This is a genomic window from Tissierella sp., from assembly GCF_052089545.1.
Lineage (GTDB): Bacteria > Bacillota > Clostridia > Tissierellales > Tissierellaceae > Tissierella_A.
Window position 1 is genome coordinate 1 of the sequence record NZ_JBQDAA010000017.1, and the last position, 12,238, is coordinate 12,238.

Consider the following 12,238-nt stretch of genomic DNA (forward strand, 5'->3'; position numbering starts at 1 on the left):
TTATTCCATATACTTACATCCCAAGTATAGTTGTAACTTCTAGCTGTATATGTATCGTAAAAATTAGAATTTACATTATAATTTGTAAATCTATTATAGTTATTTCTAAAGCTAGATGCTCCAACCACACTGCTTCCTAAAATAATGATACTTAATGATAATGATAATACCTTAAATCTTTTTAACATGATATTCCTCCTAAAATATTTTGGTTGTAATAACTTTGTAACCTTTTTAAAGTATAGCATTTTATTTGTATAGAATAAACCATCAAAATTTTACTAAATAGGAATAAAAATACAAAAAAATATAAGCTCTTAAGAGCTTATATTTTTACCTGATGATATACCTTTTTACCTTTTCTAATTAATATTTTTCCTTCATTAAAATCTTCTAAAGTAACTGTTTTATCTATTGACTTTATTTTTACATCATTTATTCTTATTCCGCCTTGTTTTATAAGTCTTCTACCTTCACTTTTAGATTTTATAAGTTCTAATTCACTTAATAAATCTAAAACATCTACACCTTCTTTAAATCTAGACAATTCTATCTTAGTTGAAGGTATGGAACCTTTTTCTCCTTCCCCTTTAAAAAGTGATCTAGAAGCATCTTCAGCTTTTTTAGCTTTTTCTTCTCCATGTATAGCTTTTGTTACTTCAAAAGCTAAGACTTCTTTGGCTTTGTTTATTTCTGCTCCTTCTAAAGCAGCAAGTTTGTTAACTTCATCTAGTGGAAGGAAGGTAAGTAGCTTTAGGAATTTTTCTACATCTCTATCATCCGTATTTCTCATGTATTGGTATAATTCATAAGGAGGAGTCCTTTCTTCATCTAGCCAAATAGTTCCAGCTTCAGTTTTACCCATCTTAGTACCCGAAGCAGTAGCTAGAAGTTTAAAGGTCATACCATATACTTTGTCTTCTTCTAATTTTCTAACTAATTCGTATCCACCTATTATATTGGACCACTGGTCGCTTCCACCAAGTTGCAATTTACAACCATAATCTCTATATAACTTTAAAAAGTCATATGACTGCATAAGCATATAGCTAAATTCAAAGAATGTAAGTCCTTCGTTTATTCTAGTTTTATAACAATCGAAACTAAGCATTCTATTTACATTAAAATGGACTCCTATTTCCCTCATGAAATCTAAAAAGTTTAATTCTAATAGCCAGTCAGCATTGTTTACCATAATAGCTTTGCCTTGACTAAAGTCTAAGAATCTGCTAAGTTGATCTTTAAATTTAGAAGCATTGTAATCTATCATTTCAGGTGTTAAGATTTTTCTCATATCAGATTTTCCGGATGGATCTCCTACCATGGTAGTTCCCCCACCTAAAAGTGCTATAGGTCTGTGACCTGACCTTTGCATATGCATCATAACCATTATTTGTAGAAAGTGGCCAAGGGTTAAACTGTCTGCTGTAGCATCAAATCCAATATAAAATGGAACAGATTCTTTTTGTAAAAGTTCTCTTAACTCATCTTCAAAAGTAACTTGGTCTATATATCCTCTTTCTTTTAATACATCAAAAACATTTGCCATATTGTTCTCTCCTTTTTAATAAAATGTATAAAAAAAGGGTATTTCTCTCCTGAAAGGACGAGAAATACCCGTGGTACCACCTTAATTTTAATAAAGCCTTAGCCTTCCGTAACATGGAAGAATTCGCAATAAAATATTTTTATTGAAACTCCAGATTTGTAATTCACTTAAATTAAGTTATAGACTTTCCACCACCAGTCTATTCTCTACGATTTAACTAATATAAGCTACTTATATCTTTCATAGTTTTATATTAAATTACCCAAATAAATTAAATAATATTGTATGTACAAACTTAGATTAAATAGCTATCTAATCTAAGTTTTCATTATAAGTATATTAATATATTTACCCTTTTTTGTCAAGTATATATATTAAGCTTCTACCTTTAACTCTTGGCTATTTTCCCAAAGTCCATGTATATTACAATAAGATGTAGCAAAAATAGTACCAGATTTTTCAGTAGTAAAACTTGTTTGTACCTTTGCAGAAGTAAATAATCCCATTTCTCCATGAGCTGAGAAATCAAAGTTTCCGATTTCAACTGGGAACTTAGATCCTTCAGGCAAGAAATAAACCTTACTCCAAACTATGTGATGTTCAAATTCATTAGGATGTGGAATTTCTTCACCTATTACAACTTTAACTTCTACTTCTTCATCTTTTTGAATAGTTTCTGGTGCATGTATTACAGGTACATGTTTTTCACCTTTCCAATCTCCACTTTGATAAAATTTTCCAATATTTTTCATATAAAAACCCCCCATTATTAATTTTGTTTTGTCGCCTAATAATATTATTACCCAAAATAACTTTTTAAAAACTAAAAAACTTTTTTTAAAGGGAGAAATAAGATATAATAAATATATATTTAATAAGGAGAGAAGATTAATGAATAATATAGAGCTTATTGCAACGACTACATTTGGATTAGAAGCAGTAGCAAAACGAGAACTGCAAGCTTTAGGATATAAAGATTTAAATGTAGATAATGGGAAAATAACATTTTCTGGAACTGAACGAGATATAGCTAAGACAAATATATGGCTTAGAACTGCAGAAAGAGTATTGTTAAAGATGGGAGAATTTAAAGCTTTTTCATTTGATGAATTGTTTGAAAAGACTAAAGCCCTTCCATGGGATGAGTGGATCCCTAAAGATGCCAATTTTATAGTAAATGGAAAAAGTATAAACTCTAAACTATATAGTATATCTGATTGTCAGAGAATAGTAGAAAAGGCTGTAGTAGAAAAATTAAAGACAAAATATAAGGTAGATTGGTTTGAAAAAACTGGAGCAAAATATACAATAGAAGTTGCTCTTTTAAAAGATGTAGCTACACTTACTATAGATACTTCAGGTGAAGGCTTACACAAGAGAGGATATAGAGATAGGGCAGGAGATGCTCCTATTAAAGAAACTTTAGCTGCTGCTATGGTACTTTTAAGCTTTTGGAATAAAGATAGGGTTCTTTATGATCCATTTTGCGGATCTGGTACGATTCCTATAGAAGCTGCTATGATTGGTAGAAATATTGCGCCAGGATTAGATAGAGAGTTTGCATCAGAGAAATGGGAAAGGGTAGATAAAAGCTTTTGGAAGGAAGAGAAAAGAGAAGCACTTAAATGTATAGATAATGAATCACAACTTGAAATCTTAGGTTCTGATACAGATAAAAGATCTATTCTAAGAGCAAGAGATAACGCATCAAATTTAGGACTTGAAGATGATATTCAGTTTTTTATGAAAGATATGCGAGATGTAGATTTAAAAGATAATTACGGAGTTGTAATTACAAATCCTCCTTATGGTGAAAGAATGGGAGAGATTGAAGAAGTTCAAACACTCTACAAAGATTTTGGATTGAAATTTAAGGAGTTTAAAACTTGGTCTATATATGTAATTACGTCTAATGAAAACTTTGAATCTATTTATGATAGAAAAGCCGATAGAAAAAGAAAATTATATAATGGTAAAATTAAGGTAGATTATTATCAATTTTACGGTCCAAGACCAGATAAAGGTTTAAAATAGAAAGGATGATATATAATGGATATATACACTAAAACAGGTGACAGAGGAAAAACTTCTTTATACGATAGCACAAGACTTTTTAAAGATGATATAAGAGTAGAAAGCTATGGAACTATAGATGAACTCATATCTTTTATAGGTTTAGCTAAAAATTATGTATCTGATGAAGAAACCTATAAAATCTTAGAAGATATTCAAAATAAACTATTTACTGTAACTACAAACCTAGCTACAAAAGAGAAATCAAAGATTAAATTTTTTATTGAAGAAGAAGATGTTGAAAAATTAGAGAAAATAGTAGATATATATATGGGTAAATTAAAGAGTCCTACTGGATTTATAATTCCCGGAACTAACAGAAAGTCTGCATATATACATGTTGCGAGGACTATATGTAGAAGAGGAGAAAGAAGAATTATAACACTTGCTAAAAATGAAGAAGTTGATCCACTGCTAGTTAAATATGTAAATAGATTATCAGATGCTTTATATGCTATAGGAAGATTTTTAGAGGAAGATGAAATAAAGGTAAGTTATTAATTTAATTGCTTAAACTGCTTAATATGTATAGTAAATACTATTAATATACTATATAATAGATGTATGAAGAGATTGATTGACTAAAATAACAATAAATCACATTATAACAACTTTTCATCATATATTTTTATGATGAAAAGTTTACTTACAATACACTTGAATCTATTTCTGTGAGACAAAGTAAGGTTTAACCTATCTAGTAGTTATGCAATTTTAACTATAAGACAAAATAAACGAATTGGGTGATTACATGTTAGAGAGATATGATCGTATAAATAAGGAAAAAATATTAGATATTTTAGATTATAGCAAGTTAAATTATCATGTTTTAGAAGGTATGGCAGACTGGGTTAGAGTTATAGATGAAGAAGGATTAGTGATTTATGCTAATAAATCTATGAAAAAAGCCTTAGGAGAAAATATTAATAATAGGAAATGTTATGAAGTTATTTGTAAAGAAAAAGCCTGCAATACTTGCATAACTCAAAGAAGTATTGCGACTGGAGAAACAATACAAAAAGAAGAAATAATAAATAATAAAACTTATTCTGTTAAAAGTTCCCCTGTTAAGGATTCTAAAGGGGTTATAATAGCAGCAGTCGAAGTTTTCAGAAATATAACGCGTGAAAGAAAACTTGAACTTGAGCTTATAAACAAAAATAAAAAAATGAATGATGATTTAGAGTTTTCTAAGAGATTACAGGGGAAAATACTTCCGAAAAAGGAACAAATTCAAAATTTAACCCTTGACTATATATACAAACCTTCAGAGACATTAAGTGGGGATATGTTTGATATGTATAGAATAGATGATGACAATATAGGGGTATATATAAGTGATGTAGTTGGTAATGGTACTTCCGCATCTCTTATGACTATGTTTATTCGACAGACTATGAGATTTATGAATGGTAATCCTGCAAATCCATCTGATATTTTGAGGGAACTTCACAAGAGGTTTTTATTTCTGGAATTAGAGGTAGGATATTATTTTACTATATTTTTTGGAGTCTTTAATACTAAAACTAAAAAACTTAAATATGTAAATGCAGGACATAACTGTATGCCTATAAGGTATAATTTAGAAAAAAATGCTGTAGATGTTATAGAAAACAAAGGATATCCTATATCCTCTTTACTGGAAGAAATCACATTTAAAGAAAAGGAAATCCAAATAAATATAGGTGACAAAATCCTATTTTATACAGATGGAGTTACAGAAGCTAGAGATTATTCTGGTAGAGAATTTGGATTAAAAAGACTTATAAATATAATAAAAGCAAATCCTATAGATATATTAAATGATATAGAAAGGACAGTTTTTAAACATAGCTTTGGAGAAATAGAAGATGATTTCGCACTATTATTATTAGAAATATTATATTAAGAGGGGAATAATATGAATATTAATCTTAATTATGAAGATTCTTTTACAAGAAAAGAAGAAATAGAAAATTTAAAACCATTTATAGGTATAAGTCATAAACTGCTACATGAAAGAAAAGGGCCTGGAAATGATTATCTAGGATTTATAGAACTTCCTAAAGATTATGATAAGGACGAATTTGAACGGATAAAATTAGCAGCTAAAAAAATTCAAAACTCTTCGGATGTAATGATTGTAATAGGGATAGGTGGATCTTATCTAGGTGCTAGAGCATGCATTGAAGCCTTAAGTCATAACTTTTATAATAGTTTAGATAAGACTAAAAGAAAGACACCTGAAATATATTACTTAGGAAATAGTATTTCAACATCTTATATGCTGGATTTACTAGATTTGATAGAAGATAAGGATATAAGTGTAAATGTTATATCAAAATCTGGTACAACTACCGAACCTGCTATAGCTTTTAGATTTTTAAAAGAATATATGGAAGAAAGATATGGAAAAGAGGAAGCTAAAAAAAGAATATATGCTACGACTGATAGGGAAAAAGGAGCTTTAAAAGAACTATCTCATATAGAGCGATACGAAACCTTTGTAATTCCAGATGATGTAGGAGGAAGGTTTTCTGTACTTACACCTGTGGGACTCCTCCCTATGGCAGTAGCTGGTATAGACATAGATGAACTTATGGAAGGTGCAAATGAAGGAAGAAAAGAATATTCTAATGAAAACTTAGAAAAGAATCCTTCTTATCAATATGCAGCTATCAGAAATATACTGTATAATAGGGGAAAAGATATAGAAATTCTTGCTAACTATGAACCGGCTTTAAACTATTTTTCTGAATGGTGGAAGCAGCTTTATGGAGAATCAGAAGGTAAGGATGGTAAGGGACTTTTTCCAGCATCCGTAAACTTTACTACAGATCTTCATTCTATGGGACAGTATATTCAAGATGGTCAAAGAAACTTATTTGAAACGATTATAAATGTGGAGAAGTCTAGAAGAGATATATCTGTAAAGTCTACAAAAGATAATTTAGATGGATTGAATTTTTTACAAGGTAAGACATTAGACTTTATTAATAAAAAGGCTTTTGAAGGTACAAAAGAAGCCCATATAAATGGTAATGTTCCTAACTTAGTTATAGAAATTCCAGAGCTAAATGAATTTTATATTGGAAAACTTATATACTTCTTTGAAAAGGCGTGTGCTCTTTCAGGATATTTACTAGGAGTAAATCCATTTAATCAGCCTGGAGTAGAAGAATATAAGAGAAATATGTTTAGACTTTTAGAAAAACGAGGATATTAAAAAATAAAATATGTAAAAATATAAAATAAAGCATAAAATATTATTATAATAATGAATTTTATGCTTTATTTTTATATGGATTTTTAAATTATTTAAAAAATAATTAATATTACTATACTACAGCTCTTTTTAATACTTCTATATCTATATCAAGCAAAGATTCACCTATCAAGTATACATTGCCTGCTCCCATAGTTATTACTAGGTCATCTTTTTTTGCATTTACAAGCAAGTATTTTTTTACCTCGTCAAAAGTTGAAATATATATAGAATTAGTTCCTTTAGATTTTATTTTTTCAGCTAAATCTCTAGAATGTATTTCTCCTGTATCTTTTTCTCTAGCAGCATATATATCAGTTATAATTATGTTATCTGCAAGTTTGAAAGAATCTGCAAAGCTATCAAGAAGTGCTTTGGTCCTTGTAAATGTATGAGGTTGGAATACACAATAGATTTCTCCACCTTTTTTATTGTTTACAGCTTCAAGTGTTGCTTTTATTTCAGTTGGATGATGTGCATAGTCATCTAATACGTCAATTCCGTTAAAACTTCCTTTATGTTCTAATCTTCTATGGACTCCGTTATAAAGATTCATATATTTTAAAATTTCATCAATGGGTACTCCATAAGTATCAGCTGCAGCAATACTTGCTATTGCATTATAAATATTGTGCTTTCCCATAACTTTAAGAGTTAAAGGGAACTTGCCTTTTCCTTTAATTTTTAAGTCAAAAGAAGGATATCCTTCTTTTGAAAATTTAATATTTTCAGCTTTATAATCTGATTTGTTTAAAATTCCAAAAGTTATTACATTAGCTTTTGTATTGTTTATAACTTTTCCAATATAAGGATCATCTACATTTACTATAAGATAAGAATCACTTTCTAAATTCTTTCCATATTCTACAAATGTATCTACTATATGGTTTATATTTTTAAAATAATCTAAATGATCTTCATCTATATTTAGTATAATTGCCATTGTAGGAAAATATTTTAATATATTTGCTTTGTATTCACAAGCTTCAGTTAATATATAGTCATCAGAATCTATTTTTACATTTCCACCTATATCATCTAATTGACCTCCAAGTAAAACTGTAGGTTCTAAATTTCCATGGTTAGTAATACTTGCTAACATGCTTGTTGTTGTAGTTTTACCATGAGTTCCAGAAACTGCCATAGAATATGTATAGTTTTTCATAAGTGCTCCTAAAAAACTCGCTCTATCTATTGTTTGTATATTAGAGTTTCTAGCTGCTTGTAATTCTATATTATCATTAGAAATAGCATCTGTGTATACTATTAAATCTGCTCCACATATATTTTTCATATCATGATTTAAGTATATTTTTGCACCTAATTTTTTAAGCCTTCGAATAATAGCACTATTTTTTGAGTCAGTTCCACTCACCTTATATTTTTTACTTAAAAGAATTTCTGCAAGTCCACTCATGCTTATTCCGCCAATTCCTATAAAATGTATATGTTTATGCTCTTTAGATTTTAAATTAAATTCAAACATAATATTGCCTCCTGAATTTCTATTTGTATTTTATTGTTACCAATTTATATTATAATATCATTGTATTCTAGTATGAAAAAAATGTCACTGATTGATTATATCATATCAAATTTAAAATAAAAGCAATATTGACATAGTTTTAAAATTTTTTAAAAAATAAATCAAATAAAAGAAGGAATATGAAGAGTTTTATAGAATACTTTAAATAGGAGTAATATTGATTTAAGAAAGGTGGTGAATGACAGTGGAAGTTACAGACGTAAGAATCAGGAAGGTAACTGAAGAATCTAAAATGAAAGCTATCGTATCTGTTACTTTTGATGAAGAATTTGTTGTACATGATATAAAAATAATAGATGGAATTAATGGTATATTTATTGCTATGCCTAGCAGAAAGATGGCTGATGGAGAATTTAGAGACATAGCTCATCCAATTAATGCTACCACAAGAAAAAAGATTCAAGAAGCTGTATTTGAAGAATATGAAAAAAACTTAAGTTTAGCAGAATAAAACAGAGCCCTTAGGGCTCTATTTTATTTTTAAATTTACATATGATAATTTATAGTTGAAACATTCTATAAAGGAAGCAAGATAGAATATCTAATTGAATAGTTTTATATGGAAAACTATAGACATATCTTGTAAATAGTATAAAATAATAATATAGAAGAAAAAATGGAGGAAGATTTATGGATATTTCAATTATACTTGCAGCAGGCCAAGGAACAAGAATGAAATCTAAATTACCAAAGGTATTACATAAAGTATGTGGGAAGCCTATTTTAGAATATGTAATAGGAGCTAGTAAAGGCGCTAAAATAGATAAAAATATAGTAATAGTAGGCCATGGAGGTGATTCTATAAAGGAACACTTCGACTCTCAGCCTGTTGTATTTAAAGAACAGCCAGTTGGAGCTAATGCACCTTATGGGACTGGATTTGCAGTTATGCAGGCGGTAGATGAAATAGGGGACGAGGATACAGTAGTTATACTTTGTGGAGATACTCCTTTAATGACTGAAGATAGTATAAAAACTTTGTTAGATTATCATAAGAAAAACAACTTATATGGAACAGTTCTTACGACTCTATTGGATGACGCAAGCGGATATGGTAGAATAAAGAGAGATGGAAATGGAAACATTTCTAAAATAGTAGAAGATAAGGATGCTACAGATCTTGAAAAAGAAATTAAAGAAATAAACTCAGGGGTATATTGCTTTAATGGAAAAATTCTAAAGATGTTTTTAAAAAGACTGGATAATAATAATGCTCAAAATGAGTATTATATCACCGATATTATAGGTATATTAAAGGAAGAAGACTATAGTTTAGGTGCTTGTCTTATAGAAAACCAAGATGAAATTCATGGTGTTAATTCTAGAGAACAACTTAGTTTTAGTGAAAAACTTATGAAAGAAAGAATAAATAAAACACATATGAGCAAAGGGGTAACAATAATAGATCCAGACAATACTTATATTGAAGAAGATGTAAATATAGGAAGAGATACTATTATTTATCCAGGTACTCATATAGAAGGAAATACTAGAATAGGTGAAGATTGTATATTAAGAGGAAATACCAGAATACTAGATAGTGATATAAAAAATAGGGTAGAAATAAAATCTTCGGTTATAGAAAATAGTACAATAGAAGAAGATAGCACAGTAGGTCCTAATGCGCACATAAGACCTGGAAGCCACATAGGTAAATGTGTAAAAATAGGAAACTTTGTAGAAGTTAAAAATTCTTATATAGGAGACAATTCTAAATCAGGTCATCTTGCTTATATAGGAGATGCTAAAGTAGGTAAAAATGTTAATATAGGATGTGGCGTTATATTTGTAAACTATAATGGAAAGGAAAAACTTCAGACAATAGTTGGAGATAATGCTTTTATAGGAAGTAATTCAAACTTAGTTGCTCCTGTAAAGGTTAATGATTGGGGATATATAGCAGCCGGTTCTACTATAACCAAGGAAGTTGAAGAAGGTTCTTTATCTGTAGAAAGAGCTTCTCAAACAAATATAAAAGGTTGGGTAGAAAAAAAAGGATTGAAAAAATAGATAAAAGATAAAACATAGGAGGAGAATTTTAGAATGGAATTAAACAGAGGAAAAATAAAAATTATTACAGGAAACGCAAATAAAGATTTAGCTGATAAAATTGCTAAAGACCTAGGTAAAGATATTGCAGATTCTCAAGTAATGCATTTTAGTGATGGCGAAATAGGCTTAAATATAAGTGAAACAGTAAGAGGACAAGATGTATTTATAATTCAGCCTACTTGTAATCCGGTAAATGATAATTTAATGGAAATTTTAATCTTGATAGATGCAGTTAAAAGAGCTTCAGCAGGAAGAATAAATGCAGTTATACCATATTATGGATATGCTAGACAAGATAGAAAGACAAAATCACGTGAACCTATAACTGCAAAACTTGTAGCAGATCTTTTAACTGTAGCAGGGGCAGATAGGGTTATAACAATGGATCTACATGCTGGACAAATTCAAGGATACTTTGATATTCCAGTAGATCATTTAACATCTATTCCGATGCTTGCAAATCATTTTAAAGATATAGTTGGGGAGGATACTGTAGTTGTTTCTCCAGATCTAGGAGGAGTTACTCGTGCAAGAAACTTTGCTAATATTTTAGACCTTCCAATAGCTATAATTGAAAAAAGAAGACCAAAAGCTAATGAAGCAGAAGTTATGAATATAATAGGAGATATAAAAGGTAAAAATGCTATTTTAGTAGATGATATAATAGATACTGCAGGAACAATTGTAAATGCTGCTAATGCTTTAAAAGATAAAGGTGCTAAAAAGGTTTATGGCTGTGCAACTCACGGAGTTTTATCTGGACCAGCAATAGATAGAATTTGTGGTTCAGAACTAGAAAAATTTATTATAACAGATAGTATACCTTTATTAGAAAACTGTCCAAATAATAAAATTGAGGTAGTTAGTGTATCTCATCTATTCGCAGAAGCAATAAGAAGAATAAATGGAAACAAATCTATAAGCATAATATTTGATTAGATCAGGAGATGATTTTTTGTATGTAGTTGTAGGTTTAGGTAATCCTGGAAAGGACTACACTGATACTAGACATAATATAGGATTTAATGTGATAGAATCATTAGCAAGTAGAAACAATATAAAATTAAATCGTTTAAAGTTTAAATCAGTTTATGGGGAAGGTAATATAGGAGGAGAAAAAGTCCTCTTAGTAAAACCTCAAACCTATATGAATAATAGTGGTATAGCAGTTGGTGAAATTATTAGGTTTTATAAGATACCTATTGAAAAGCTGATTGTCATAGTAGATGATATAGATATAGAGTTTTCTAGTGTAAGGATAAAAGCAAAAGGAAGCGCTGGTTCTCATAATGGTTTAAAATCTATAATATATCATTTAAAAGATGATAAATTTCCAAGAGTAAAAATAGGTATAGGGAAAAAACATCCCAATGAAGATTTAGCTAAATTTGTTTTAAGCAGGTTTTCTAAAGAAGAAAGGCCAGATATAGACGATTCGATGTTAAATGCCTCGGAAGCTATTGAAACTTTAATAAATAGTGATATTAATAAAGCGATGAATGAATATAATAAGAGTAAATAGACTTTAGGCCCAAGTGAAAGCTTGGGCTTTAAGTGGTTGTAAAGGAGAAGGAAAATGAAAGATTATTTAATTGATCCTCTAAAGAACTTAGCTTCTTATAAAAATATATTAAAGGATATAAAAAATGCTTTAAGCCCTATTGGTACTTATGGAATAGTAGATGAATCCTTAAGTCAAATACTTATGGGGTTAAATACTCATACTAAAAAACAAGTTCTTCTCATAACTGAAAGCGAGCAAAAAAGTAGAATT

The 12,238-nt window shown here is 29.2% G+C and carries 13 protein-coding genes; 9 read left to right on the plus strand and 4 right to left on the minus strand.

Annotated elements, in window-relative coordinates; genetic code table 11:
* From ACTHW2_RS02655 to ACTHW2_RS02665, 3 genes are all read right to left on the minus strand, one after another.
* A partial coding sequence (locus ACTHW2_RS02655) for a hypothetical protein (RefSeq protein WP_442262184.1) occupies positions 1-188 on the minus strand: 188 nt, incomplete at its 3' end.
* 137 nt (positions 189-325) lie between these two features.
* A complete protein-coding gene (tyrS, locus tag ACTHW2_RS02660) occupies positions 326-1,549 on the minus strand; it encodes a tyrosine--tRNA ligase (RefSeq protein WP_442262185.1) in 1,224 nt (407 codons plus the stop codon).
* A gap of 374 nt (positions 1,550-1,923) precedes the next feature.
* Positions 1,924-2,301 (minus strand): class II SORL domain-containing protein, encoded by a 378-nt coding sequence (locus tag ACTHW2_RS02665; RefSeq protein ID WP_442262186.1) that lies wholly within the window; start codon positions 2,299-2,301, stop codon positions 1,924-1,926.
* A 139-nt stretch (positions 2,302-2,440) separates the two neighbouring features.
* Between ACTHW2_RS02665 and ACTHW2_RS02670 the strand changes: the two genes are divergently transcribed.
* From ACTHW2_RS02670 to ACTHW2_RS02685, 4 genes are all read left to right on the plus strand, one after another.
* Positions 2,441-3,583: a THUMP domain-containing class I SAM-dependent RNA methyltransferase gene (locus ACTHW2_RS02670; RefSeq protein ID WP_442262187.1), complete on the plus strand. Its 1,143-nt coding sequence runs from the start codon at positions 2,441-2,443 to the stop codon at positions 3,581-3,583.
* Positions 3,584-3,598: 15 nt separating this feature from the next.
* On the plus strand, positions 3,599-4,123 hold the full coding sequence (locus ACTHW2_RS02675; protein ID WP_442262188.1) for a cob(I)yrinic acid a,c-diamide adenosyltransferase: 525 nt from the start codon (positions 3,599-3,601) through the stop codon (positions 4,121-4,123).
* 250 nt (positions 4,124-4,373) lie between these two features.
* Positions 4,374-5,510 (plus strand): SpoIIE family protein phosphatase, encoded by a 1,137-nt coding sequence (locus ACTHW2_RS02680; RefSeq protein ID WP_442262189.1) that lies wholly within the window; start codon positions 4,374-4,376, stop codon positions 5,508-5,510.
* A 12-nt stretch (positions 5,511-5,522) separates the two neighbouring features.
* A complete protein-coding gene (locus ACTHW2_RS02685) occupies positions 5,523-6,827 on the plus strand; it encodes a glucose-6-phosphate isomerase (RefSeq protein WP_442262190.1) in 1,305 nt (434 codons plus the stop codon).
* A gap of 112 nt (positions 6,828-6,939) precedes the next feature.
* Here the strand turns inward: ACTHW2_RS02685 and murC are convergent, their stop codons facing one another.
* Positions 6,940-8,352 (minus strand): UDP-N-acetylmuramate--L-alanine ligase, encoded by a 1,413-nt coding sequence (gene murC, locus ACTHW2_RS02690; protein ID WP_442262191.1) that lies wholly within the window; start codon positions 8,350-8,352, stop codon positions 6,940-6,942.
* 244 nt (positions 8,353-8,596) lie between these two features.
* Between murC and spoVG the strand changes: the two genes are divergently transcribed.
* From spoVG to ACTHW2_RS02715, 5 genes are all read left to right on the plus strand, one after another.
* Positions 8,597-8,863 (plus strand): septation regulator SpoVG, encoded by a 267-nt coding sequence (gene spoVG / locus ACTHW2_RS02695; protein WP_442262192.1) that lies wholly within the window; start codon positions 8,597-8,599, stop codon positions 8,861-8,863.
* A gap of 179 nt (positions 8,864-9,042) precedes the next feature.
* Complete coding sequence (gene glmU / locus ACTHW2_RS02700; RefSeq protein WP_442262193.1) at positions 9,043-10,422, plus strand: bifunctional UDP-N-acetylglucosamine diphosphorylase/glucosamine-1-phosphate N-acetyltransferase GlmU; 1,380 nt, start codon at positions 9,043-9,045, stop codon at positions 10,420-10,422.
* Between the two features lie 33 nt (positions 10,423-10,455).
* On the plus strand, positions 10,456-11,403 hold the full coding sequence (locus ACTHW2_RS02705) for a ribose-phosphate diphosphokinase (protein ID WP_442262194.1): 948 nt from the start codon (positions 10,456-10,458) through the stop codon (positions 11,401-11,403).
* 16 nt (positions 11,404-11,419) lie between these two features.
* Entirely contained in the window at positions 11,420-11,986 is a 567-nt protein-coding gene (gene pth / locus ACTHW2_RS02710) for an aminoacyl-tRNA hydrolase (protein WP_442262195.1), read from the plus strand.
* Between the two features lie 54 nt (positions 11,987-12,040).
* On the plus strand, positions 12,041-12,238 hold a 198-nt coding region (locus ACTHW2_RS02715; protein ID WP_442262196.1), incomplete at its 3' end, for a hypothetical protein.